Source organism: Leucogemmata humicola (assembly GCF_055379415.1).
The window spans coordinates 2045665-2071498 of record NZ_AP040875.1 but is presented as its reverse complement, the minus strand read 5'-3'; the positions used below and the strand labels follow the sequence as shown (position 1 = coordinate 2071498).

At 63.7% G+C, this 25834-nt stretch carries 21 protein-coding genes and 1 tRNA gene; 15 read left to right on the top strand and 7 right to left on the bottom strand.

Annotated elements, in window-relative coordinates:
• Positions 1–97 precede the first annotated feature (97 nt).
• From AC6H4Z_RS08540 to AC6H4Z_RS08530, 3 genes are all read left to right on the top strand, one after another.
• The gene (locus AC6H4Z_RS08540) at positions 98–1216 is read left to right on the top strand and encodes a PHP domain-containing protein (protein WP_497546331.1); all 1119 of its coding nucleotides are present in this window, start codon (positions 98–100) and stop codon (positions 1214–1216) included.
• 15 nt (positions 1217–1231) lie between these two features.
• Positions 1232–1831, top strand: coding sequence for a HutD/Ves family protein (locus tag AC6H4Z_RS08535; RefSeq protein ID WP_497546330.1), 600 nt, complete (start codon positions 1232–1234; stop codon positions 1829–1831).
• A 67-nt stretch (positions 1832–1898) separates the two neighbouring features.
• Positions 1899–1971, top strand: a tRNA-Lys gene (locus AC6H4Z_RS08530).
• Positions 1972–2043: 72 nt separating this feature from the next.
• Here the strand turns inward: AC6H4Z_RS08530 and AC6H4Z_RS08525 are convergent.
• The 3 genes from AC6H4Z_RS08525 to AC6H4Z_RS08515 all read right to left on the bottom strand — a co-directional run bounded on the left by AC6H4Z_RS08525 (position 2044) and on the right by AC6H4Z_RS08515 (position 8805).
• Positions 2044–4008 carry a TonB family protein gene (locus AC6H4Z_RS08525; protein WP_497546329.1) on the bottom strand — a complete coding sequence of 655 codons (1965 nt, stop codon included), beginning with the start codon at positions 4006–4008 and terminating at the stop codon, positions 2044–2046.
• Positions 4009–4437: 429 nt separating this feature from the next.
• Positions 4438–4902 carry a hypothetical protein gene (locus AC6H4Z_RS08520; RefSeq protein WP_497546328.1) on the bottom strand — a complete coding sequence of 155 codons (465 nt, stop codon included), beginning with the start codon at positions 4900–4902 and terminating at the stop codon, positions 4438–4440.
• A gap of 219 nt (positions 4903–5121) precedes the next feature.
• Positions 5122–8805 (bottom strand): hypothetical protein, encoded by a 3684-nt coding sequence (locus AC6H4Z_RS08515; protein WP_497546327.1) that lies wholly within the window; start codon positions 8803–8805, stop codon positions 5122–5124.
• A gap of 285 nt (positions 8806–9090) precedes the next feature.
• Between AC6H4Z_RS08515 and AC6H4Z_RS08510 the strand changes: the two genes are divergently transcribed.
• Positions 9091–10350: a carbohydrate porin gene (locus AC6H4Z_RS08510; RefSeq protein ID WP_497546326.1), complete on the top strand. Its 1260-nt coding sequence runs from the start codon at positions 9091–9093 to the stop codon at positions 10348–10350.
• Between the two features lie 27 nt (positions 10351–10377).
• Here the strand turns inward: AC6H4Z_RS08510 and AC6H4Z_RS08505 are convergent, their stop codons facing one another.
• A complete protein-coding gene (locus AC6H4Z_RS08505; protein ID WP_497546325.1) occupies positions 10378–11658 on the bottom strand; it encodes a hypothetical protein in 1281 nt (426 codons plus the stop codon).
• A 179-nt stretch (positions 11659–11837) separates the two neighbouring features.
• On the opposite strand from AC6H4Z_RS08505, the gene AC6H4Z_RS08500 reads away from it, so the two are divergent.
• Both AC6H4Z_RS08500 and AC6H4Z_RS08495 read left to right on the top strand, forming a co-directional pair.
• Positions 11838–12167 carry a PadR family transcriptional regulator gene (locus tag AC6H4Z_RS08500; protein WP_497546324.1) on the top strand — a complete coding sequence of 110 codons (330 nt, stop codon included), beginning with the start codon at positions 11838–11840 and terminating at the stop codon, positions 12165–12167.
• Between the two features lie 15 nt (positions 12168–12182).
• Positions 12183–14801: an ABC transporter permease gene (locus tag AC6H4Z_RS08495; RefSeq protein ID WP_497546323.1), complete on the top strand. Its 2619-nt coding sequence runs from the start codon at positions 12183–12185 to the stop codon at positions 14799–14801.
• Between the two features lie 29 nt (positions 14802–14830).
• Here AC6H4Z_RS08495 and AC6H4Z_RS08490 read toward each other — a convergent pair whose 3' ends face one another.
• From AC6H4Z_RS08490 to AC6H4Z_RS08480, 3 genes are all read right to left on the bottom strand, one after another.
• Positions 14831–15370, bottom strand: a complete 540-nt coding sequence (locus tag AC6H4Z_RS08490; protein ID WP_497546322.1) for a TspO/MBR family protein — start codon at positions 15368–15370, stop codon at positions 14831–14833.
• Between the two features lie 157 nt (positions 15371–15527).
• Positions 15528–16928 (bottom strand): sensor histidine kinase, encoded by a 1401-nt coding sequence (locus AC6H4Z_RS08485; RefSeq protein WP_497546321.1) that lies wholly within the window; start codon positions 16926–16928, stop codon positions 15528–15530.
• A 69-nt stretch (positions 16929–16997) separates the two neighbouring features.
• Entirely contained in the window at positions 16998–18212 is a 1215-nt protein-coding gene (locus AC6H4Z_RS08480; protein ID WP_497546320.1) for an ankyrin repeat domain-containing protein, read from the bottom strand.
• Between the two features lie 328 nt (positions 18213–18540).
• Between AC6H4Z_RS08480 and hisG the strand changes: the two genes are divergently transcribed.
• From hisG to hisIE, 9 genes are read left to right on the top strand one after another with little or no spacing between them, the layout of a single operon-like run.
• Positions 18541–19395: an ATP phosphoribosyltransferase gene (hisG, locus tag AC6H4Z_RS08475; protein WP_497546319.1), complete on the top strand. Its 855-nt coding sequence runs from the start codon at positions 18541–18543 to the stop codon at positions 19393–19395.
• Entirely contained in the window at positions 19392–20711 is a 1320-nt protein-coding gene (hisD, locus tag AC6H4Z_RS08470; protein ID WP_497546318.1) for a histidinol dehydrogenase, read from the top strand. The genes hisG and hisD overlap by 4 nt, the downstream gene beginning before the upstream one ends.
• Positions 20708–21796, top strand: coding sequence for a pyridoxal phosphate-dependent aminotransferase (locus tag AC6H4Z_RS08465; RefSeq protein ID WP_497546317.1), 1089 nt, complete (start codon positions 20708–20710; stop codon positions 21794–21796). The genes hisD and AC6H4Z_RS08465 overlap by 4 nt, the downstream gene beginning before the upstream one ends.
• On the top strand, positions 21793–22377 hold the full coding sequence (gene hisH, locus AC6H4Z_RS08460; RefSeq protein ID WP_497546316.1) for an imidazole glycerol phosphate synthase subunit HisH: 585 nt from the start codon (positions 21793–21795) through the stop codon (positions 22375–22377). The genes AC6H4Z_RS08465 and hisH overlap by 4 nt, the downstream gene beginning before the upstream one ends.
• On the top strand, positions 22374–23087 hold the full coding sequence (locus tag AC6H4Z_RS08455; RefSeq protein WP_497546315.1) for a 1-(5-phosphoribosyl)-5-[(5-phosphoribosylamino)methylideneamino]imidazole-4-carboxamide isomerase: 714 nt from the start codon (positions 22374–22376) through the stop codon (positions 23085–23087). The genes hisH and AC6H4Z_RS08455 overlap by 4 nt, the downstream gene beginning before the upstream one ends.
• Positions 23084–23623, top strand: coding sequence for an imidazoleglycerol-phosphate dehydratase (locus AC6H4Z_RS08450; RefSeq protein ID WP_497546314.1), 540 nt, complete (start codon positions 23084–23086; stop codon positions 23621–23623). The genes AC6H4Z_RS08455 and AC6H4Z_RS08450 overlap by 4 nt, the downstream gene beginning before the upstream one ends.
• On the top strand, positions 23620–24402 hold the full coding sequence (gene hisF / locus AC6H4Z_RS08445) for an imidazole glycerol phosphate synthase subunit HisF (RefSeq protein WP_497546313.1): 783 nt from the start codon (positions 23620–23622) through the stop codon (positions 24400–24402). The genes AC6H4Z_RS08450 and hisF overlap by 4 nt, the downstream gene beginning before the upstream one ends.
• Positions 24399–25169 carry an inositol monophosphatase family protein gene (locus AC6H4Z_RS08440; RefSeq protein WP_497546312.1) on the top strand — a complete coding sequence of 257 codons (771 nt, stop codon included), beginning with the start codon at positions 24399–24401 and terminating at the stop codon, positions 25167–25169. Before hisF ends, AC6H4Z_RS08440 begins: the two co-directional genes overlap by 4 nt.
• On the top strand, positions 25166–25786 hold the full coding sequence (gene hisIE / locus AC6H4Z_RS08435; RefSeq protein WP_497546311.1) for a bifunctional phosphoribosyl-AMP cyclohydrolase/phosphoribosyl-ATP diphosphatase HisIE: 621 nt from the start codon (positions 25166–25168) through the stop codon (positions 25784–25786). Before AC6H4Z_RS08440 ends, hisIE begins: the two co-directional genes overlap by 4 nt.
• Positions 25787–25834: the final 48 nt, after the last annotated feature.

Genomic DNA, 25834 nt, shown 5'->3' with positions numbered 1-25834 from the left:
GCGCGAACTCTGCGCGGGCCTTGTTGCGTGGTGGCGCTCGTGAATCGCCGTCTGGTCGATTGCGCATCGCACGGGCAATATTCGTCATGACTCACATGTGCCGGCGGCTAAGCAATTGAACTGGGACGAGCCCGACACCAACATCATCATCGGGGCGCTGCTGCTCGACCTCGCCGCGTCGCACGCATCGAAGCAGAGCGCGATGGGTTACGAGCGCGCCGCCAAAACGGTGCTTGGGTTGGACGACCCGATCGAATCGTTCGCTCAAGCCGACGGCTCGCTGCGAAAGATTCCGAACATCGGACCAAAGTCGGAGCGCGTCATCCTCGAGGTGTTGCGCACCGGCGAATCGGCGACCGCCGAGCAAATGGTTGGCGAAAGCGCCAAAGCATCGAACGTGCTCAAGCGACGCGGGCTTCGCGAGAACTTCATGAGTTGGTCGCGTGTTCGCGGAGTGCTGCGCGACGCGACACTCGGCGGTCCACTGGTCGACGAATATCGCGGCGATCTCCAGATGCACTCGACGTTCAGCGATGGCACGCAGACGCTCGAAGAGATCGTGGAAGCGTGCATCGCGCGTGGATACGAGTTCAGCGGCGTCACCGATCACTCACAGGGCTTGGCGATCGCCAGCGGTATGTCGATGGCGACCGTCGAGAGGCAACATCAGGAGATCGACGCCCTGAACGCGAAGTACGAAGGACGCTTTCGGCTGATCAAGGGCATCGAGGCGAACATTCGACCTGATGGTTCCGTCGACATGACCTCGGCGGAGCTGTCACGGCTCGAACTCGTGCTGGCCGCACCGCACTCGGATCTTCGGTCGGCAGACGACCAAACGCGGCGCATGATCACGGCCGTCGAAACTCCGGGAGTTCACATTCTCGCACATCCGCGCGGCCGCGTGTTCGGGTCGCGCGCGGGTGTGCGCGCAAACTGGGACGAGATCTTCGGTGCCGTGGCGCGCGCCGGCATCGCGATCGAGGTCGACGGCGATCCGATGCGACAGGACCTGGACTTCACGATGCTGACTCGCGCGAAGGACGCAGGATGTCTCTTCGCACTCGACAGCGATGCGCATTCGCGGTGGGAATTGCGCCACGCAGAGATCGCGATAGCCCATGCGCGACTCGCTGGCATCCCGAGCGAGCGCGTAATCAACTGTTGGCCGACTACTCGGCTGCTCGAATGGCTCGAGGAGCGTAGAGCGCGATGACATGCCGGAATACTCATGCACGATGAGCGCGTCGAGCGATTCGACAGGGCGCATCTCGTTGCGACACCTTGGAAGAACGGCGGCGGCGTGACGCGCGAGATTGTCCGCGTGCCGCTCGGCGCGGACATGGAGTCGTTCGATTGGCGCGTGAGCATCGCTGAGATTTCGGCCGACGGCGATTTCTCGCGCTTCGCCGGCGTGGATCGCGTGATCGTGCTGCTCGACGGCGGCGGGGTGGACATGGAGTCGGTCGACCACCGTCTCGATACACCGCTCGTGCCTTTCTCGTTTTCTGGCGACGAACCGATTTCCGCCCGACTATTGAATGGAACGTCGACCGACTTCAACGTCATGACGCGACGCTCCGCGATGCGCGCCGACGTTCGAGTCATTCGTGAAGCCGAGTTGCTTGGCGAGTGCGGTGCGGGCGTGTTGTTCGCCGCTCAGGGAGCGTGGAGCGCGAACGAACACGCTCTTGCGCCGAATAGCGGCGTTTGGTGGGACGGCGAGCCGCTCGCGTGGTCCGTAACCCCGCGTGATGGCGGAGCGTTGATCGCGGTTACGGTGAAGCCGGCCTTCGTTGGGGAAGAGCCGGGTCAGGCGCCGTCGGACTGAGCACGACGCGACGTTCGCCGAAAGAGTTGTCCAAGTGGTTCCAGGTAGCGAAGTTTGATCTGACGTCGACCCGGTAGCTCAGCTGGTAGAGCAACGGACTTTTAATCCGTAGGTCGTGGGATCGTGCCCCACCCGGGTCATCACCGACAGAAATTGCGAACGGCCGCCCATCGAGGCGGCCGTTCGCGTAAGATGACCCACCAAAGCCCGCCTTATTTCTTCGTCGTGAACAGAAAGGGCAGGCTCACCCACGTGGCAACCGGCTTCGATTCCGGTGCGGGCGTACGGGCTGGCTCGAAGCGAAAGCGAGGCAGAATCTCGCGCACGGCAGCCGTGAACAAGTCGTGATCCGATCGCTCCACGACGATGCTCCCGACGTCGACACTCCCGCGGTCGTTCACCAAGAAGCGCACAACGACCTGTCCTTCGCGTTGTCTCGAGCGGAGCGCGTCGGGGAAGCGTGGCTCCGGCGCGCGTCCGACAATCTTGGGGGGAATAAGCACCACATCGACATCCGCCGCCGACGCGGGGACTGAGACTCGATCGCTCGTTGCAGCCCGACCGGTGTCGGACGCACGCGGCCGCTCCGGCGGCGAAGGTACGATCGAGTCGGAGCTAGGAGCCGCCGAGACGCTCGGGACTGCGACGTTTATGGGATTCAGGTGAATCTCGACGCGCGGCAGGCGGAGCTCAGGTGCAGCGCCGTCCGGCGCGCGCTTCTCTGCCTGGGCCACCGGAGCGGTAGCCGAGGGCGTCGCACTCGCGGGGCGGCTCGAGTCGGCGCGCTTGGCACCGGCTAGGGCTGCCGCGCCGGTCGCGAGGGATCCGGTCATCGTCCCCGGTGCAGTGACGACAGGAGCGCCGGCCGTAGTGGTGAGCTGCGCAGCGCCCGTCTTAGTGGAGGCGGGGTTGCTGCCACCACCGGCGACCGGGCGCAGTATGAGCAGCCCCACGATCGCAGCCGCGGCCGCCCCGACTGAGGCGTACAGCACCGTTCGTCTCTTGCGCACCGGCTCCGGCAAATCGGCGTGTGCCGGTGCGATCGTCGATCGCAAATCACCAAGCGCCGCATCGGCACTCGTGACAGCACTATAGGCGACATCCGCGAGAACGCCATCGCGATGCGCGATGGTCGATTCACGACTGGCGACGCTCCCGGATGGATGAGCGCTCTCTCGCTGAGAGATGGCGATCTGGGAAACGGAGGGCGTCTGTAGCGGCGATGCCATCAACGAGGCGGCCGCCACCGCGGCCGTAACCGCTGGCGTCTTCATACGGTCGCGCGAAGGGAGAGCAGTTGGGCGAGGTGCCCGCGGCTCTGGCGCGCCGAGGATTTCGAGCTTCGGCGAATTGATCGGCGACGGCACCGCGGTCGATGGCGTATTGGCCGCCGAATCCGGGACCTGCTTGAACCAGGCCGGAGTGGGGATTGCCCCCCGGGTGGCCTTGGCAGCAGTAGCTGCCGCCGTGTCGGCCGCGACGGCGACCTGCAACTCGAGCTCGGCCACGCGCGCCCGCGCGGCCTGCGCGCTTGCATGGCCAGGCCCCAACACGACCTCGCGTGTTGCGAGGGCGCGCCGAAGCAGCGCCAACGATTCGGCGAAGTTGCCACGCGCCGCGCACGTTTGCGAGAGTTGCTCGAGTGTGACGACGGTCACCATGTGACTCGGCTCGAGCACCTTCTCTCGAATGCGCAACGCATCTCTGTACAGTGCTTCCGCCGCGACGTCATCACCGATTTTGCGCTTCACATCGCCGAGGCCAGCGAGTGCGGTGGCGACATCGGCGTTCTCCTCGCCCTTCCTCCGTGCGATCTCGAGCAAACGTTGGAGGACTTCCTCGGCGCGCGCGTGTTGCGACCGCCGGAGGTGTAGCCGGCTCAACTCGTTCAGAAGCGGCGCGAGCGCCGCATGCTCGCTGCCGAACAGCTCTTCGCTGATCGCGAGTGCTTCGGTGAGGAGGGGCTCTGCTTCCGCTTCGCCTGCCCGACCGAACCTCCGCGAGAGCTTTCCGAGATGGAAGAGGGTGGACGCGAGCTCCCGCCGGAGGCTGGGATCGCTGCGCGCCACGACTATCGCCGAGTGAAGGGACTCGGCGGCGGCGAGCTCGTCCCCCTTGGTCAATGCCGCGCGCGCTGCATCGAACCGCTGGGTAAACAACGCTTTGGTGTCAGCCATATGCATACCGTGCCGTAATGCCTCGCCGAAATGCCTCGTCCCCTAATTATCGGATCGAGTGGTGCAAAACCATTGTTTTTATCGAATGGTCAGCGCAACGGCGCGTTGCCATATGGCACGATGCCTCGGGAAGACCAGCGTCCCCGCAATGATCGCGTCTGGTAGGACGACCGAAGGCCGGTCCGCGAAACGGGCAGGCCCTTCTAGAGGCCCGAAAACACCCGTAACCCAGCGAGCCTTCCCGAATCATCTGCCTCCCACCGATCAGGCGCTGTTGCGAAGCAGCGTTGGGACATACCGTAACGACGCTCGATGATGCGAGAACTCCAACGAGCACTCGCGCGCAAAAACGAGGCAAGGCGCCTAAGCGACCTGCCTCGTTGTGTTTGGACGTAAAGAATATCGCGCGCTTGATAGCGTTCTCTCAATTCACTCTCTGCTGAACACCGCCGGTATGCCGAGGACTGACGTGCTCAACGTCGCACCGTTCAGGACGCCCGTGAATGTGCGGCCGCACTGCGGCGCGGAGACGGACTCGACGAAAGTGAATACGTTTCCGACGACAGAAAACGTTCCGGAGCACGTCACCGTCGGTGTCGTGACGGCCGCGGTGCCTACGGTTGGCTGATCGAGCGGTGTGTTGACCGTTCGGCGGAACGTGGTGACATCGGTGAATCCGTTTGTCGTCGTGAGAAAGATGGCGCCGGATAGCACGTCGATTCTGACCGGCGGACTGATGGAATCGGCGATCGTGGCCGGCAACACTCGGCCATTCACCGTCTGAAGGATGAATGTGTCGGCGGCAGATGCGGGAACGGTAACGACGTTGTTCGTGTCGTCGCAGGCTGCGAGACAAAGGGTTCCGACCAAGACGGTAAGCGCTGCAATGCGCATGTGTGTCTCCATGAGACCAAGCGTGTAACGCCGGACTCCGCGATCGTCATCGTCACGGACCGGGTTGCGCTTGGGCTGATCGGGAGGAGACACCGATCGTGAGGACACCGGCGTGGCCAAGCGCGTTGTTGCCGTTGGCCACGCAAGGAGGGAAATCCCGCGCCACGGGCAAACGATCGCGTGGTTTTGCGTCCAGCGATCCCTGCCCTTCGGTTCTTCTTAGTACGCTGGGAAGAACCCCCTCGTCGGCCGCTGCACCTTCAGACTCTCGATATCGAACGACGACCTCAACGCGGGCGGGAAGTCGGCGATCTGCTCTGGTGTGAGAATCTTCAACACCTCGGTCATCGCATCGACCATCGCATCGAACGCCGCCTGCCGCGCCGGGCGGACCCTCTCCACCGCTTCGTCCATGTCGACGGTGTTTGGCAGCGGAGCGAGATACGCCACTACCGGCGCCCAGATCGAATCCTGCTTCATCAAGAGGCGACGCTGGAGCTGCGTCAGTCGGTCGATCTGCTGTTGGCTCAGAATGCTCAGCGAATCCTTCACCTGAAGGATGCCCTGAAGGGGATTGAACACAGACTGCAGGAGCTGCTGTCTGATCTGCTGCGCACTCCGCTTCTCGCCGCGACGACTGCGTCCGGGGAGAATGATGTTCGCCAAACCCTGATGATCTACGTCGCCGCCGAGGCGCACCTTCGCTTCGAGGCTGAGGATGAAGGGAAGCCGCAACGAAGAGCTCGCGAAACGCGTGTCACCGAAGCGCTGGTTCACTTCGTATTTGAAGGTACTCGACACCGGATCGAACCCGCGCACGCGCAGCAGTGTGGGATCGGGCGTCGCTGGCTGTCCCCAACCCTGCATGTGATTCACGCCGTGCAGTAGCTCGTCGACGCCAGCGAATGGATTGGAAATGTTGAGCGACAACGTCGTACGGTTGTCCCACCCGAGCTTCTCGGGGTTGAGCGTCACCGTTGCGGCGGCGGTTGCCGTCCACGGGCCTTCGCAGGAGTTGCGGCCCGCGATCGTTCCAAACTGATTCGTCAGGCAGCGCTTCACGCGCGACGACGCGGTCGATAAGAGTGTACTCATCCCCGACGACACTGCCGCGTCGCCGCCAGACGGGCGGAAAATGAACGCCCGATCGTTCGACAGCCCGTCGCCGTTCACATCTCCGGCAACGACTGGCGTGAACGGCACACCCGACTGTGCACGCCCAGTGAGCGCGAGGGAGAAGAGGTCGCTGATGCGAGTGTACAGGTTGATGTTCACCGCATGCTTGCTCCCGATCGAGCCACGCGACCATTCCACCGCGTTCGGGTTGCCGGCCGTGGTCGCGCCAAAGCCGCGCGTCTGCTCGCGGAGGTCCGAGTAGACATAGCTCAGGGTCCAGCGCGTATTGATCGTGCTGAAGCCGATCGGCTGGAGGGTGAACGTATACTGCGCGGCCCGCGATTCGAGGTCGGAGCGAAGCGCATTCACATTTCCAAAGAGCGCTGCGACACGCGAGTCGGCATTCGTCACTGCGCCACTCGTCGGGACGATACTCGTCGGCTGCGCATACATCGGGCGTCCACCTTCGGCACCGAGCGTGATGCGCTGAATGCCATTGAAGTTCACGTCGACCGGCGACTGCTGGTGGAGATTGAGCGAGTACGTCGCATCCGCGGAGAAGCGGAAGAGCTTCGTGATGAACGGGCCGCGCAACGTAAGATTTCCGCGCCAGCTCCGCTGCGACTGAAAGCTCGGATCGATTGCCCAGACATTCGGACGGTTGCTGACGAACGCCGACTGCGATCCGGCGGCGCAGGTCGTGGGGATCGCTCCTTCGTTCGTCATGTACGTCGAGAAGTCAGGCACAGGCACGGCCGATCCAACGCAGAGAATCTGGGTCAAGGCATCAGGAAGCCCGGTGTTCGTCACGACAGGCGCGATGAGTCCGGGACGCAGATCGTTTCGGAACTCGCCGATCCCACCGCTCAAGAAGCCCCACGGTGCACCGAAGCCTGGGATACCCGTTGTACCGTTGTTGCCAAAGCCCCACGAGAAGCTCGCGCGCGGGCTCACAACTGCTTCGCGCGGCGCGCGATCGGTGCGCAGGCCGAAGACGCTGTCGACCGCGTGATTGTAGGCGAGCGAGTTGCCGATGGCGTTTGCGTCGAGGCGCAAGCCGTAGGTGACGTTCACTCGATCGCCGGCGCGCCACTGATCGCCGAGCGCGAGCGATCCGGTTTGGACGTCGGCGACCATGTCGTGCGAGGCGAAGGAGCGCGAGAACGACGACGCGCGATTCGCTTGGACGTCGGCGATCGAGTTGTAGACGAAGGTCCCGAGCGCGTTGCCGCCCTCGGTCTGCGTCAATCGGTCGAGGCGAGCATTCGCCGTCAGGCGCCAGCGGTGTCGATTGTTTGCCGAGTTCCACGACGTCTGGTTGAACAGCTCGGCGCCCGATGTCCGTGTCGTGCGTGGCAGCCCTGAATTTCCGCCGAACACGAGCGATGCGAGTCCAGTCGAGCCGTCGGCGAGTTGCGACGTGACGAGCACACGAGCATCGGGGAGGCGAGTGTATGGCGTAGCGTCGGTCGCGTCGGTGTGCGCGCCGATTCTGGTATCGTTGAGAATGACAGTATGAAAGAACGCTGAAAACTCTCCGGTAATGTCGCCGCCATTCCGAGTCAGGTCGCCGCCATGTCCAGGGAGTGCGGTGGGAGAAACGAACGACGCGAGCGATTTACTGTGACGGAGCGACGTCGTGATGTTGCCGATCGCATTCTGAGTCGGCGTCCAATCGAAGCGCGCGAGCATCGACGTCTGATCCGTCTGCCGCCGATCGGGAATGCCGAGCGCGTTGACCGGAATTCCGCGCGCCGACGCGGCGGTGGTGAGCGCCGACACCGAGTCGCGAGAGATGCCCAGTCCGGCGAGCGTAGCGGGATCCCCGGTGAGCAGCGATGACAGATCGCTATATCGTCGCCCGCCCTGCACCGACACGTTGTAGAACACTCGGTCGAACACGATCGGCCCGCTGAACCCGCCGCTCAGAATGGCGTTGGTGTATTGCTGGCCGAGCTGTCGTCCGATGCGGTCGGTCGCCTGAAGTCCCGGCGCATCGAGGGTCACGTGCACGATTTGATTGACGAAGTTATTGCCCGGCGCCTGCGTGACGGAAAGCTGCGCGCCGCTGAAACCGCCGCGCGAAACGTCGTAGGTGGACGCACTCACTCGGACGGCCCCGATGATGTCGCGGGGTACGTCGCCCCCGCCGAATGCGAGCCCGTTGAGCGTGACGCTGTTCTGCGCGCTCGAAAGTCCGAGGACAGAGAAGCCGGGCAGTCCGCCCGACGGATCATTCGTGATCGTGATGCCAGGAACCTGCGAGATCATCCCGAGCAGATCGCCCTGATCGGCGACGGCGAACACCTCTGAGCTGGCGAGGATTCCCTTCTCCGTCTGTGCGACGTCCGCGCCGATCAACTGATCTCGCGGTGGAGGCTGGCGTTTTGTCTCCGTGACACGGACGGTTCCCAGGACGACAGGAGCTTTCTTGAGGACGACATCGACCACGATCGGCGTGGTGGAATTCGCACCAGCAGATTTTGCCGTGGTGCGTTGCTGAATCCAACCGATCGCGCTGACCGTGACGAAGTACTCAGCGGCGCGATTCGGTATCGACGCAGTCCAACGGCCCGCAGCGTTCGAGCGAACCGTTACCGCAGCGCTGAAGCCGGCCCCGGCGGGAGTGACGGTGATGGAGGCATTACCAATAAAAACGCCACTATCCGACTTCACTGTGCCCGAAAGTATTTCGGGCGATGGCGTTTGGGCACGAGCTGACGAGACGACGCAGGTCAATGCGCAGACTGCGGCGACGACGGCGCGGAGAGCGGCGACTGCACGCATGAGCGATCGGGATAAGGAGGCCCCGTCGCAATTTGGCCACGTCAAAGTGGACCGAACGCGACGTAAGTAGCGGGACTACTATCTACGTGCGAGATGCAGAGAATCAAAGTTAGGATTCGATTACGTATGGATAGACGTTTGGTTTCGGCGCGGACTTTTGACCGCTGCCGAGAACTCTCACGGCCCACGCGAGCTCGGCAAACCATGGCCTGACGTGTGCCTCGAGTCGACGCGTGAGACCTCGGCACTCGCATGGGACGATGTAGTCGCGCCGCTATACGTGGCGTGCTCTGGGCAAGCGCGGCATTGGCCGCGTCGGCAGCGACGCCTGAGATCGCGGCAGCCCTGCCTCAAGCGGCTACGACGGATAGCACGCCGCGCACGCTCTCGACGATGTACTCATACACAGGCGAGCTCGTGAACGACGTCGCGGGCGGCGTCCAACGTGGTACCGTGTTCGCCGGCGCCGGCGCCCTGCAACTCACACTCCGACTTCGTCAACTCGTTGGATGGCGCGGTGCGCGCGTATTCGTCTTTGCGCTCGGCACGAACGGCGGAGCACCGAGCGGTCTCGTCGGCGACGTACAAGGACTGTCTAATCTGCAGGCGCCTCCCGGCCTGCGTCTCGAAGAGGCATGGCTGCAGCAGAACATGCTCGGCAATCACGTGTCGTTACTCGTCGGACGGTACGACCTGAGCACCGAGTTCTATTTCACCGAATCAGGAAATCTCTTCGTCAATAGTTCGCTGGGGATCGGCCCGGAGTTTGGACTGAGCGGCATCGAAGGCCCGTCGATCTTTCCCTTCACCTCCGCGGCGGCGCGCGTCGACGTCAAACCATCGCTCAATACCGTCGTCCATGCCGCGGTGCTCGATGGCGTACCGGTCGATCGGCCCGGTGGTGGCATTCACCTATTCGCGCGAGGCGATGGCGCGTTGCTCGTTGGAGAGTTTGCGCTGCTCGCACGCCCAGACACGACGGCAGTGCCACGTCACCGACGTTTCCAGATCGGGCGAGGGGCGCCACGTCCATACTCGGGCAAGGTCGCACTCGGCGCGTGGTACTACACGGCTCGGTTTCCCGACCTCGTCGACACGCTGCCGACTGGCGCTCTCGTTCAACATCATGGAAGCGCGGGAGCGTACGTAGTCGCGGATCAGACAGTCTGGCGCGCACCACCTGGAGGCTCGACCCTCGTCACCGCGTTTGTGCAACTCGGACTCGGCGATCCGCGGGTCAATCAGATCGGCGGCTACGCAGGCGGCGGAGTGACGGTGACGGCTCCGTTCCCGAAACGGGCGCAGGACGAGCTTGGGCTAGCCTTTGCCGCCGCGCAGAATGGTTCACACTTCGTGCGTCAACAGTCGGCGAATGGTTTGACCGCCGCGGGAGAAACGGCAATCGAGTTGACGTACGCTGCCCAATTCGGCAACTGGCTCTCGGTGCAGCCGGACCTTCAGTTCATCATAAATCCGGGCGGCACGCGAGCGCGCCGCAACGCGCTCGCGCCCGGTCTTCGAATGACGATGACGCGGTCCGATTGACTCGACGGTCCCTGTCGAACCGTCATGCTAGAAATCGAAATCGAGATCCGCGGGACCCGTCTTCATCGTCGCAGAGATCTTCGAACTGAACTGCAAGTTGAAATTGTTTGGCGTCCGCGTGTGATAACTCTTGTATGTCGCCGTGTGAATGTCTTTCTCGATCGCCGGCGATGACGCGATTGCGCCCGTGTCGACCTGCGCCTGGAGTCCGCGCTTGCACAGTTCCGCCGCAACGACGTCGGGATCGAACGGCGAGATGCCGAACGAGATGTGATCCATCGATGCGCTGCGCACGGGCGGCATCGCGAAGGTTGGCGACGTGGCATTGCCGCCACGAATCAGTAAGCCGCCAATCTCCGGAGAAATCTCGGTCTCGTTCTGACTTCCCTCGTCGCCAAGTCCGCGCCAGCCGAGGAGGGCTTCGTAGAAGGCGACTGTTTCTTTATAGCTCGTGCAGCGATACGAGATGTGATCGAGATACATCGTCTTCCAACCGGTCGATTCGAACGGCAGCGCGACGTTCAGCTTTCCGTTCGCCGGCGTACGACGACGATTCTGCTTGTTGCCGTTGCTGATCTGCACGTCCATCCCGTCGGGGTCCTTCACGTGAAAGCTGCGGAAGTCGTTGCCGTTGTGGTCCGCAACCGGATTGAGGCCACGTGCCTTGAGAGCTGCTTCGACCTTGTTCGTATCCCAGGGTGTGATGCCCCAGCAGAAGCCATCCCACACGGCGCCACCGTTCGCCACACCTTCGGCGCGCGGCGTGTTGCACGGAGGTGGAAAGCGAGTCGCGGCGGTATCGCCGGCGGGTCTGACACCGCCCGCTCCGCCGCCACGCCCGCCACGCGCTGCCGCGCTGTCACCACCTGCGCCGCCTCGGCCGCCGCCTGCGCCACCGGCACCACCGCCGCGATTGCCACCGCGACCGCCGCCACGATTCACATAGCCGCCGCGAATCTTCACCCCACCCCAGTCGCCGATGTCCATGTCGATCACGTTGCCATCGTTGCTGCGCACCTTCCAGCCGAGAAACGCGGCGTAGAACGCTGCTTCGCGCTCGGGATCGGTGACCTGCATATTGAAGTGATCAAGCAGGACTGTCTTCCATCCCGTCGCCTCGAAGGGCGCCTTGAATGGCGTCTTGTTGCATGCGGCCGTCGAGTCGCGGTCGCGGCCGGCGCAGGCTCCCTGTCCGAGCGCACGGGCGAGTGGCATCGACACCGCGGCGATACCGAGTGCCTGAAAGAGTTGGCGACGCGAAATCGCGGCGCGATCGTAAGCGCTGAAGAGTCGGGTCAGCTCGTCCACTAGAAGACTCCGTCGAGTGTGGTCTTGGGTTGGGACCGCTCCGCGCGAGTATGCAGCCGAACACCCGTCCGAGCAAGCTCGCGCGCCGGTGCGCAGCGGCGATGGGCCGGACCGCACCACTCCCCTTGCTTATCTACAACACGGCGACCATTCTCTCGTGTAGATAACCAAGGCGAACCATGACGAAACCGACTGACCTCGTCCAAGGCACGCTCGACCTGCTGATCCTGCGCACCATTGCGAGCGAGAAGCTGCACGGCTGGGCAATCGCGCAGCGAATCCAGCAGCTCTCCAACGAGGTGTTGCAGGTCAATCAAGGATCGCTCTACCCTGCCCTACAGCGACTCGAACGCCAGGGCTGGATCACCGCAGACTGGGGCGTATCCGAGAGCAATCGACGCGCCCGCTTCTATAAACTCACGGCGCCGGGTCGTCGCCGCCTCGAACAGGAGCGCTCCGATTGGGAACGACTGTCGGCGGCAATCTCACTCGTCATGCGAACAGCCTAAGCGAGGAGACGCGCTATGCGAGTCATCTATCAAGCCATCGCGATCTTCCGTTCAGTGTTCCGCAGCAACATCATCGACGCCGACCTCGCTGATGAGATGCGCTTTCACGTCGAACGTGAGACAGAGGCGAACGTGGCGCGCGGAATGTCGCCCGTCGCGGCACGGCGAGCTGCGCGACTGACCTTCGGCAACATCGACGCAACGCACGAACTCTCACGCGACGATCGCCCTGGCGCCGGTGTGCGTCAGCTCGTTCGCGACGTCCGCCTCGGAGCACGTTTACTCGCCAAAGCACCCATCTTCGGAATTACCGCCGTTGCGATCGTTGCGCTTGGAATCGGCGCCGCGACGGCAATCTTCAGCGTCGTTTACGGCGTGCTGCTTCGACCGCTTCCATACCGCGAGCCCGAGCGACTCGTCAGCATCTGGCTCCAGCGTACCAACGGCCGCTCCTATCCGAGCGCCGCCGACGCGGCCGAACTGCGTGCGCTGCACGGCGTGTTCGATGACGTCGCTGTAGTGCGCAGCAGCACGAATCTCAATCTCGTTGGCGACGGCGAGCCACGACGCCTCCTCGGCGCGCGCGTTTCGCCGAATCTGTTCTCAGTGCTCGGCGTTTCGCCCATGCTCGGCCGCGCATTCGCGAAGGATGAAGACCAACCTGGTCGTGAGCACGTCGTAATCCTGAGCGACGCGCTGTGGCGAGGACGATTCAATGCCGATCGCGCGATCATTGGCCGCTCGATTCAGCTCAATGGATCGCCGCACACTGTGATTGGTGTGATGCCGCCAGAGATTCAGTATCCGGTGACGAATCTCGAAGCGTGGGTGCCAGCCGTACTCGAACCAGGCGAACTGACACGCGAGACGATCAACAACTATCGCGTCGTGGCTCGACTCGACCCGCGCGCGACACCCGGGCAGGCGCGCCGCGAAGCCGCCGCGCTGGCCAAGCGACTCGGAAACGAGCATCGCTGGAATGCTGGCGCTGGTTTCTCAGTCGACGCGATGCTCGACGACGCTGTGCGAGACGTGCGCCCCGCGTTGCAACTGCTGCTGGGAGCTGTCTCGCTTCTGCTGCTCATCGCCTGCGTGAATCTGTCGAACCTGTTCGGCGCGCGCGCGACTGCACGCAGCGGTGAGTTCGCCATTCGACTCGCCCTTGGCGCGTCACGCGCTCGCCTCATCTCGCAGGCGATCGCCGAAGCGGCCCCGGTGCTAGTCGCAGGTGGAGGGCTCGGCATTCTCGTCGCACAGTGGGCGGTGCACGAATTCGTCGCGGCCGCCCCGCCAGGGTTGCCTCGCATCGAAAGTATCTCGATCAGTTTGCCTGTCGTCGCCTTTTCACTGCTGCTACTCGTGCTCACTGGCATTGCCGCGAGTATCGCGCCGGCGCTTCAGGCGGGACGTTCGGACTTCACGACCATCACGAAGGATGGCGGCCGGTCGTCGACATCTGGGCGCGGCCGGACGCTCGCACGCCGAGCCGGCGTCGCGATTCAGATCGCTTTCGCGCTTCCACTGCTCGTGGGTGCGAGCCTGCTCATTCAGAGCGCAATTCAGGTAGGGCGCGTAGAGCTTGGCTTCAAACCCCAGCATGTGACGACGATGTCGCTCGAGGTATCGCGCAGCAAGCACGAATCGGATCAAGCCGTCGCCGACTACTACGCGAGGCTCGTCGAAGCCGTGCGCGCCGTGCCTGGGGTGACCAGTGCGGCCATCGTGAATCGCATTCCACTCTCGGGCGCACAAACGAATCCCGTGCACTTCGAGAACCCCGTCGGCACACCCGAAGAGTCGACGGACGTTGATTCGAGAACGATCACGCCAGACTACTTCGCGACGCTCGGGATCGGACTGCTCGCCGGCCGAATGTTCACCGAGCACGACGATGCGTCGTCGCCGCCGGTCGGTATTGTTGACGAGCGAATAGCGCGAACCCTCTGGCCAGGCCAAACCGCAATCGGCAAACGCTTTCGCGGACCAGACGGAAGGTGGACAACAATCGTTGGCGTCGTCGCGCATCTGCACACGGTGGGCGTGGAGATCGATCCTCGGCCCCAGGTGTACTGGAGCTACGGTCAGTGGACGCAGATCCGCGCGGTGCTCGCGGTCAAGAGCGCGGGTGATTTGCGCGCGCTGTCGGTTCCCATGATCCAGGCGATTCGCTCTATCGACTCGGAGCAGTCCGTCTTCGACGTTCGCACTATGTCGGACATCGTTGATAGTTCGCTCGCGCAACGGCGGTTGACCACGCTCTTGATGATTGGCTTCGGCGGCATCGCACTGCTGCTCGCCGCGGTTGGGATCTATGGCGTAGTTGCCTATGGCGTCACGCACCGCATGCGCGAGTTCGGGATCCGCGTCGCACTTGGAGCGACCCGCCGCGATGTCACCCGGCTCGTTGTGTGGCAAGGCACATCCATGGCAATCGCCGGCTCGGCCGTTGGGCTGCTGCTCGCCGTCGCCACGGCGGGCGCCATGAGCACTCTCATATATGGCGTAGCACCGAGGGATGCGGCGAGCACCGTTGGGGCAACGATGCTATTGATGTTCGTCGCGGCGGCAGCGAGCTATATCCCTGCAAGGCGCGCAGCGGCAGTGGACCCAGGTGTCACACTCAGGGCCGACTAGTAAGACAGCGGGTGCTCTTGTCGTCGTCGCTACCCGCGCGCGACGACAGCGTTGAGGTACCCCGCGAATGCCGTCCATCCGAGGTACGGCAGCATGAGTCGCGATGCGATCGGATCCACCTCGCGAGCTGTTGCCGCGAAGCCCGCAGTCGCCGTGAACATCGCGCCAAGATCGGCGAGCGCAGCCTTCGGCCGGCGCTGGCCGAAGAACAGTGGCGTCCACGCGGCGTTGAAGGCGAGCTGCGCACCCCAGAGCGCGAGTGCGCGGGTTCGCGCACGACTCCGCGGCGCCCGATACACGCGCCAACCGGCGACGGCAATCAACGTGTACAAGGTCGACCAGACCGGCGCAAATACCTCCGGCGGTGGATTCAGCCGCGATTTGCGTCGTGTCGCATACCAGAGCTGCGTCATGCGATGCTCCGAACTCGGATTGAATCGCGCACCATAGGCAGCAGCAGCGGCGGTGACGCCGAGAAAAGCGAGCAGCGGTCCGTACTCGCGCGCGATCTCAGCGGAGGAACGACGCACCACGCGCGGCCGGCGCACCGGAACCGCGTTGCGAACCATTGATCGAAGGGCCGGAGCCGCCATGGGTAACTCGCCTGGTGAAAGGGAATGTCGACTCCATTTCCACAGGCGATTCGAGTGCCACCGCGCCCAGCATCACGCGTCGAGCTCGTCAGTAAAGACTCACGGCATTCGATCGAAATGTCTTCACATGCTTTTAGGATTGCGTGGTCGCTGACCCCTCCTGATCCATTGGAAGCGTCAGAACAAAATCCGACCCGCCTCCGGGCGCATCGGCAACGGTGAGCGCGCCACCGAGCAAGCCGGCAATTCGGCGACTGATGGCGAGTCCAAGGCCGCTGCCCTGAGCCTTGTGCTCCGACGACGGGATGCGATAGAACGGGTCGAAGATCCGGTCGCGCAGCTCGTGCGGAATACCCGGGCCGCTGTCGCGGACGCTGATGCACGCGTGGCGCTGCGGATTCTCCTCGATACGCAGAGCGACATTTACGGTGCCGCCGTCGGGCGTGTACTTGAGAGCATTCGAAAGGAGATTCTCGATGACGTGGCGGACTCGTATTGCGTCCGTTCTGAGCCACAGGGCGTCGGCAGGTGGACTGAACGTCAACTGCATTGATCTTCGCTCTGCCTGGGCCTGATGGTCGTCCACGATGCGGCGAAGCGCGGTTACGAGGTTCGTGTCGCGAAGATCGATCGTGTACTCGTCGGCGTCCACACGAGCGAGGTCCACTAGCTCCGCGACCGTCTGCTGCGCGGTGGCGATCAATCGTTTGAATCGACCGACCATCTCGGCCTGCTGGTCATTCATCGGGCCTGCCACGCCCTCCTCCAGAAGCTCGGCGTAGCCGGCGGCTGCCCCAAGCGGATTCTTCACGTCGTGAACGACGCCGGTGATGAGGCTGGCGCGGAGTTCGATGGATCGTTCGAGCTTGCGAGCCCGGTCATCGGCGTCGGCGGCGAACGCCCGGACCTTTCGCTCGAGCGTGACCACGATCGTCATGGCAATCAATGCGATGCTCGCCAAGCCAATCGAGACGAGAGCATCGATGCGTTCCAGGCGACGCACTTCGTCGCGGCCGCGATTCGACTCCGTGACGAAATACTGATCGAGTGACTCGGCGGCGTCGATCACGGCGCGCCCCACGACCGCGCGGCGATCCCGTCCGGCGTCCGAGAGAGCAAGCACGCCCCCCGGAGGATTCAATGCTCGCCACTGCCCTTCGGCGCCTTTGAGAGCGGCGAATAACTCCAGCGCCTTTCCGCCAACGCGCTGCACCAGTGAATCGAGCACGCGCGCCGCCGCGCGCTCTCGTTCGATCGCGCGATCGCGAGTGAGGTCATCCGGGGCAAGCGGACCGGGTGGACCCGCGCTGGCAATGACGAGTTCCTCCGCGAACGCGCCCTCGAATTCGCTCGCGGCGACGCGCGCCTCGCCAACGACATCGACGAGGTCGGCGCGAATGTGAGTCAACCTGCGGTTCGTAACGAACGGCGTTGCGAGGAGCAGAACGAGTGCACCGATGACGAACCCGAGAGGAAGCCAAGCCCGCGGGGCCACCGACGTTGTTGCGACTGACTGTTGTTCAGCGTTCTGCATTCCGTCGTGAGCGCGGGGCGTCGTCGTGCCACCAACCGCTTCCATCCACTGCAAGCACTGCGCTCCGCGCTAACCGGGCTCGTCGACGGTTTGAATGAAGTACAGACTGTAACCGTCGAGATCGCGAACACAGAACTGCCGCGCACCGTAGAACATGTCGTCGATGTCCTGCTCGAACTCGACGCGTCGAGAATCATCGGCGCTCCCCGCGAGGACAGAACGCGCGTATTCGAACTGCCGAGCTTTGAGCGCTTCGTAGATGCGATCGACCTGATCGGTATAGAACCAAAGGCTCACGTCGTGCGGGCCCGAGGTTCCGTTCATGTTGATCATCAATTCAGCCGCGCCGAGTGCGACCATGCCGAAATTGACGACACCGTCGTCGGCGTAGCGCTGCAGTTCCCGAAATCCAATCGACGTGTACCAGTCGAGCGCACGCGCAACGTCTGGAACCGTGATCATGGGAACGCTCTTCTTCACGGAACCGGCCAGGCCGGCGATCGTCGACGCCGAATCCCGCGATGGCGAGAATTGCGGCTGTTCCGCTCCCGCCGCAGCGAGCCTCGTCATCGCGTCGCGATCGCCCTGTAGCATGGCGAGCTCCATCGCTGTATGACCGTTGGCGTCGCGCGCATTCAGATCGGCCCCGAGCTCGATGAGTACACTTAGGACGTCGTACCGCTTGCGCTGCATGGCAAAGTGCACCGGCGTCTGACCACCCTCGAACGGCGACGTTCGCCGATCGAGCGCGTCGGGCTGCTGCTTCACGACGTCTCGAATGAGATCGAGATCCCCGACAGCCATCGCCGAGAAGATGTGATGCTTGGCGCCACGTTCGATTAGCAGCGCAAGCATTTCACGCCGCCGCTCACTGAGGCGAACACCCTCCTCGGTGGGATGATGGTAGAACGATCCCCACCCGATTACCTCGAGCTCGTGCACGTCGCCCGTGGCCGACGCATCGGCGCCTGCATCCAAGAGCGCGCGAACGGTCGCGGGCTCACCCGTCGCCGCCGCCCAGAATAGTGGAGATGTGTTGTCGCCAATCTCTCGCGCATTCGGGTCAGCGCCGCGATCGAGCAGTAGGCGAACGGCGTCCACGCGCACGCCTTTGGCCGCGGAATGCAAACAGGTCCAACCCGCATGCGGGCTTCGCGGGTCGCTCGCGCGCACGAGCGCCGGTTCGCCCTCGAGCATCACGCGCAGCGCTGCAAGATCGCCCGCGTCACATGCCGCAAAAAACCGAGCAGTGTTTGAGGATTCCGGCGATGACATGGTCTGCATGGGTGCTCCATCGAGGACGACTACTACCACGATGCGCCATTCGTGCGATCAAAGAATCATCGCGTTGGGAGCACTGAAGGGCAAGAAACACCAGGCTCAGCGTGCGTGGCGACACAACAAGACGCGGTCGTAGTTGCGCCTGCTGCTGAACCACCTTATGATCCACTCCATGCTCGGTTCACGCACGCATCGCCACTCGCATCATTTTCACGGCCATCTGGGTCGGGGCGAGCCACGCGTGCGCGGATAAGTAGCAGAGCAAACACTATCCGTTCGTTACAGCGGCCCGTCACCCGACGGGCCGTTTTTTTTCGTACCCATCCTTCTCATGTTTCGAATCGCACTCCCCAATAAAGGCAGACTCGCCGACGAGACGCGCGAGCTTTTCAACGATGCCGGGCTCGAGGTCCGAGCGCGCGGCGAACGCGCCCTCACGGCCTCGCTCGGCGACGCGTTCGAAGCGGTGTTCGTTCGCGCACGTGACATTCCTGAGTTTGTTGCCGACGGCGCTGCTGAAGCCGGCGTCACCGGCCGCGATCTCGTCGAAGAATCTGATCGCGCGCTCGAGTCACTCGTCGATCTCGAATTCGGCCGCTGCAGGCTCGCCGTCGCCGCAACGGACGACAGCGGTATCACGTCGCTCGAGAATCTCCCAAAGCGCACCCGTGTCGCGACGAGCTTCCCGCGTGTCGCCGCACGGTACTTTGCGCGCGCCGAGTGTGACATCGACATCGTCCCCGTCTCCGGCGCGGCCGAGATCGCGCCACACATCGGAATCGCCGATGTCATCGTCGACCTCGTGTCGACCGGATCGACGTTGCGGGTAAACGGTCTGCGCGAGGTCGCGACGGTGCTCGAGTCATCAGCGCAGTTGGTCGTTTCGCGCGATCGGCGGCCTGACGACACGATCGCCTGCGAGCTGGTGACCGCGTTGCAATCAGTGCTTCGAGCACGTGGCAAGCGATACGTCATGGCTAACGTCTCGCGCGATCGCCTCGATGACGTGCGTCGCGTACTGCCCGGCCTGAACGGACCGACGGTCGTGAACATTCTCGACGGCGGCAAGCTCGTTGCGGTCCATGCGGTGGTCGCCGCCGCTGCCATCTATCGCACGATCGCCGATCTCAAAGCACTCGGCGCCGAGGGCATTCTCGTCACGCGCATCGAACGGTTGATGCCATGAGCGTCATTACTACACCACTGGTGCGCTTCGTCGGCCGCCTTGCCGACCTGCCCGTCGCCGACCGCGCGTCACTGCTTGACCGATCGACGTCGAGAGACAATTCAGTTCGCGATTCGACGGCAGCGATCATCGCCGAGGTGCGGCGCGATGGCGACGCCGCCCTGCTCAAGCTCGCCGAAAGATTCGACGGTGCGCGGATGGCATCCCTCGAGGTTTCGCGGGCTGATCGCCGACGCGCGCTCGACAAGCTCGCTCTCCCGTTGCGCGCCGCGATGGAGCGCGCCGCGGCGAACATCTCGGCGGTGCACTCGGCGAACCTTCCGGTGATCACAACATGCGAACCGGAGCCGGGCATCGCGATCGTGCGACGCGCCGACCCCCTCGCCCGCATTGGTGTGTACGCTCCCGGCGGACGCGCCGCGTATCCGAGCAGCGTTCTGATGTGCGCAGTTCCAGCGAGAGTGGCTGGCGTCGACGAAATCGTACTCTGCTCGCCGCCGAATTCCTCCGGGTTGCCATCGTCGCTCGTGCTGGCCGCGGCTGAGATCGCGAACGTGGATCGCGTGTTCGCCATCGGAGGTGCGGGAGCAATCGCCGCCATGGCATTCGGGACGTCGACCGTTCCGCGCGTCGACCGCATCGTTGGCCCGGGCAACGCTTATGTCGCCGAGGCCAAGCTGCAGCTCTGTGGTTTCGTTGGCATCGATGCGCCGGCAGGACCAAGTGAATTGCTCGTCATTGTCGACGACTCGGCCGATCCGCTGTCGGTTGCGGCAGAATTGATTGCACAAGCGGAACACGATCCGCTCGCGTGTGTCGTGGCAATCGTCGTGGGTGAGGCTCAGACAGATGGCATTGCTGGCGCACTTGCCGTTGCACTCGATGAGCAACCACGCAAAGCGATCATCGCGGAGTCGCTAGCGACGCGCGGCGCATTGCTCACGGCGGACAGTCTTTCCGACGCCGTATCGTTTGCGGCGGACTACGCGCCGGAACACCTGCTCGTCGTCGTCAACGATCCCATGGCGATACTGCCACGGCTTCGGAACGCCGGTACTGTCTTCATTGGCGAAAGATCGTCGGTATCGTTCGGTGATTATATGTCTGGGGCAAATCACGTGTTGCCGACTGGTGGCCTCGCGAAATCCTACTCCGGGCTGTCGACGCTGGATTTCTTCCGGTGGACGACGATTCAAACAATCCAGCCACGCGCCGCGCGCGCACTGGCCAATGACGTTGCGCTGCTCGCCCAGGCCGAAGGGCTGTTCGGCCACGCGGCGGCTGCGCGACTCGCCGGATCGGAGAGCACATCATGAGTGACATTCGTCGAGCCGACTATCGCGACCTCCGTCTGTACACCGACGACACGGGACCCTGCGCGATTGACCTGAGCGATAACACGAATCTCTGGGGCACTCCGCCGAGCGTGGCACGGATGCTCGCCGGTATCGCGAGCGGCGGGCTTCGAGGTTATCCCGAACCGTATTCGGAATCACTCAAGCGGACGATCGCGGCCTACGCCGGCGTTGGCGCCAATCAGGTCGTGACCGGCGCCGGGTCCGACGACATCCTCGATTGCGCTTTTCGCGCGCTCGCCGTACCTGGCGGTCGCGTCGCATACATCGCGCCCACCTTCGTGATGGTCCCCGCATTTGCGCGGACCAACGGGCTCGAGCCGGTTCCTGTGCGTCTGACCAACCAGTACGACGCCGACGTCGATGCGCTCCTCGCAACGAACGCCCAGATCATTTACCTCTGCTCACCCAACAACCCGACGGGCGGATCGCTTTCACGAGACGCTATCGAGGCAATCGTTGCGCGCGCGCCCGGCTTTGTGGTTCTCGATGAGGCGTATGTGGATTTTGCGGGAACGAGCGCCGTTGATCTGCTCGAGCGTTTTCCCAGGCTGGTAGTCGCACGGACCTTCTCCAAGGCGTTTGGGCTCGCCGGACTTCGCGTAGGATACGCGCTGGCTTCGGTCGAAGCCGCCGTCGAACTGGAGAAGGCGCGCGGACCGTACAAGGTGGGCGCTGTTGGAGCGCTCGCGGCGCAGCGTGTGCTCGAGAATGATCTCGACTGGGTGCGGCAACGGGCCGCGCTGGCCGTGGAAGGGCGTGAACGCCTGCGAACCGAACTCGCACGGCGCGGTGTCGACTGCGTCCGATCTGATTCCAATTTCGTCTTTGCGCCGCTGCGCGACGCCGTCGGCGTCGCGGCAGCAATGCGCACACGCGGCGTCGCCGTGCGCGCATTCGCCAATTTACCTGTCGTCGACGATCGACTTGCGGCAGCGAATGGCGCAGCGCTCCGGATCACCGTGGGTCCGGACGACGTCATGACCACAGCGCTCGCAGCATTCGATGCGGCCCTAGCGGAACGTGCTGAGCGCGGCATCACATGATCGTGGCGATTCTCGACTATGGCGCGGGAAATCTGCACTCGCTCGCGAAGGCGATCGAGGACGACGGCATCTCCGTGCGCGTCGAGGCAAACGCGGCGCGCGCGCTAGAAGCCGACCTTCTTGTCTTGCCTGGCGTCGGCGCCTTCCCATTCGCTGCAGCGCAGTTGGCGGCGAGTCGCGATCTCATTCGGCGCGCGGCGCTAAACGGTTTGCCGATGATCGGGATCTGCCTCGGCATGCAGCTCCTCTTTTCGTCGAGCGAAGAGGGCGCCGGCGAGGGACTACGTGTCTTTGAGGGAACGGTGACGCGACTCCGCGCGAAACGCCTGCCTCACATTGGCTGGAACGCCATCGAGCCCGTCACGAACGGAACCAAGCTGTCCACTGCATACTTCGCCAATAGCTTTGCGTGCCGCCCCGCGGACGACTCTCTCGTCACCGCGTGGACGACGCACGAGAACGATCGCTTTCCGGCGATCGTTCGACGCGGCACGATCTGCGGCATGCAGTTTCATCCGGAAAAGAGCTCGGCCGCCGGCGTCGCGTTGCTCCGTGCGATGATCGCCGAGGTGGCGGCGTGATCGCGATCCCGGCAATCGATCTGCGCGACGGCTGCTGCGTACAACTCGTTGGCGGCTCGTTCGCCGACGAGCGCATCCGTCTGCCCAACCCTTTCGACGTTGCGCTTCGGTGGATCGACTCTGGTTTTCGGCGCCTGCACGTCGTCGACCTCGACGCGGCGATGGGAACCGGATCGAATCTCGCCATCGTCGAATCGCTCGCGTCGCTCCCGAATGTTGCCGTGCAGGTTGGCGGTGGAATTCGGTCGGACGACGCCATCGAGAGAATACTCGATGCGGGCGCGGCGCGTGTCGTAGTTGGCACTCGCGCATTTCGCGATCCCGAATGGCTTGGCAACGCGACCGCTCGTTGGTCCAACCAGATCATCGTTGCCGCCGACGTAAAACAGGGACGCGTCGTGACGAACGGCTGGACGGCACCCTTCGACGACACAGCTCCGAATGCGATCCGAAGCTTCGACTCGATCGACGTGTCTGGTTTCTTGGTAACAGCGGTCGATCGCGAGGGGCTGCTGCAGGGACCCGATCTCGACCTGATGACCCACGCAGCGCGAGCCACCACGAAAGATCTGATTGCATCCGGTGGGATCTCGTCGACCGACGACCTCCGCGCGCTGGCGCGCTGCGGCGCATCCGCGGCTGTCATTGGCATGGCCCTCTACTGCGGCGCGCTCGACGCGACCGCGATTGCTCAGGAATTCGATCAATGACGCGCATTGAGCGCAATACGAGAGAGACGACGATTCGCGTCGAGCTTCTGGATGCGGGAGCCGAGACGCGTATCTCTACGACGGTTCCCTTCCTCGATCACATGCTGGTCACGCTCAACCGCTATTCTGGAATTGGTATGACGGTCGATGCCAGCGGTGACTTGCGCCATCACATCATCGAGGACGTAGCGATCGCACTCGGCCTCGCCGTCGCCGCACGAACGCCGGAGCGCGCCGCGCGTTACGGTGATCGCACCATTCCCATGGACGATGCGCTCGTGCACTGTGCACTCGACCTCGGCGGACGCCCGTTCTACGCGGGGCCACTCCCGAGCCGAATATACGATCACTGGATGCGCTCCTTTGCCGACAACGCACGCGCGACGCTGCATCTTCGTGTATTGCGGGGCACGGACCGTCACCACATCGTCGAAGCGGCTTTCAAGGCGCTCGGCCTCGCGCTCCGTGACGCACTCACAGAAGGCGATTCGGCTTTCAGCACCAAGGGCGTCGTCGGTCTGAAGGTCGCGCTATGACGCTCACGAAGCGCGTCATCGTGTGCCTCGACGTTCGAGGCGGGCGAGTCGTCAAGGGAAAGCAGTTCGTCGACCTCGCCGACGTCGGCGATCCGGTGGCGCTCGCAACGCAGTACGAGTCCGACGGCGCCGACGAGATCGTTTTCCTAGACATCGGCGCAACGCCATCAGATCGCGCAACGACGCTCGACGTTGCGCGCTCCGCCGCCGATCGCCTGTTCATTCCGCTGACGATCGGTGGCGGGATACGATCAATCGACGACGTCGCGCGCGCCCTTCGCGCTGGTGCTGACAAGGTGAGCGTGAACTCCGCAGCTGTGACGGATCCATCATTGATTAGCGCTGCGGCCGCACGCTTCGGGGCGCAATGCGTTGTCGCGAGCATCGACGCGAGACGGACGGCGAGCGGTTGGGAGGTCTATGCCGCCGGTGGACGACGCGCGACCGGCCTCGACGCCATTGCCTGGTCACGTCAACTCGCGTCACTGGGGGCCGGAGAGATTTTGCTGACAAGCATCGATCGCGACGGCGCTCGCACTGGCTACGACCTCGAACTCACTCGTGCTGTGGCGAACGCCGTCGACGTGCCTGTCATCGCGTCGGGCGGCGCTGGAAGTCCCGCAGACGTCCTGAATGTGCTCCGCGATGCGGGCGCCGATGCAGCGCTCGTTGCTGGCATCGTTCACAACGGAATCACGACGATCGCCGACATCAAACACACGATCGCGCACGCCGGCCTTGGCGTACGCACCACGACCACCGAGGTGTTGACGCGATGACGGATTCGAATTGGCTCGAGGCGGTGGCGGAATTGGCGACCGGTGCTGGTGAGATTGCGCTTTCCCACTTTCGCCGCGGCATCGACGTCGAGCGAAAACAGGATGGCTCGCCAGTCACCTTGGCAGATCGCGCCGCCGAACAGTTTGCTCGCGATTGGATCACGTCACGTTTTCCCGATCACGGCATCCTGGGCGAAGAGTTCGGAGTGCACAATCCAACGGCACGTTGGCGTTGGCTCATCGATCCGATCGACGGCACGCGAACGTTCGTTGCTGGTGTTCCACTCTGGGGAACGCTCGTGGCGTTGTGCGATGGAGAGTCCGTTGTTGCCGGTGCCGCCTCGTATCCGGCAACTCGTGAATCGATCGCTGGCGCGCTGGGTATGGGCGCGTGGTCCGACGGCGTCCGTTGCTCTGTGTCGTCGGTCGCGTCGCTCGATCGTGCGACAGTGTTGACGACGGACGAGCGTTTTCGCCCGACGCCAGATCGTCGTGCGGGTTGGACGCGTCTCGCTAATGCCTCGGCCACCTCGCGCTCGTGGGGTGATTGCTACGGGTACCTGCTCGTCGCTACTGGGCGCGCCGAAGTCATGGTCGACGGCATCGTGAATCCGTGGGATGCTGCGCCATTTATCCCGATCATCTCAGAAGCGGGCGGCGTTTTCGTCGACTACAGAGGGAAGGCAACCGCATTTGGCGACGGCGCGGTCGCGACGAACAGCGCGCTCGCCACGACCGCTCACACAATGCTGGGAGTGGGCGCGTGAAGAGTAAACCGGCAGACAGACTCGATCTCGATTCACTCGATTTCGCGAAGAGCGGCGGCCTCGTGACCGTCGTGACGCAGGACGCCGCGAGCGGCGCAGTGTTGATGGTTGCTCACGCCGATCGCGAAGCGCTCGAACTCTGTGAGCAAACTGGTGAGATGCACTATCGCTCGCGCTCACGCGGGCTGTGGCGAAAGGGCGAGACGAGCGGCAACGTCCAGCAAATCGTTTCTCTAACGCGCGACTGCGATGGCGACGCGATTCTCGCACGCGTGCGAAGCGCCGGACCCGCGTGCCACACGGGAACCACGTCGTGCTTCGGCGAAGCCGCGATCGAGGCGCACGCGCTTGCCTCGTTGGCAGGCGTGATAGATCGGCGGGCGACTGAACCCGCCGACGGGCAGAGCTATACGCAGCGCCTGCTCGGCGATCGCAACCTTCGACTGAAGAAGATCGGCGAAGAGTGCGCCGAGTTGATCGCGGCACTCGCCGACGGCGATTCGGGACGAGCAGCGGAAGAGACCGCCGACGTCCTGTATCACGCGCTCGTCGCGGCCCGTGCGGCCGGAGTTCGGTTCGGAGACGTTGTCGCCGTTCTGGAGAATCGCACCCGGTAGGTGACCGCGGTTGGCCAAAATCCCGCTAGCGGACCGGGCCATTTGTCA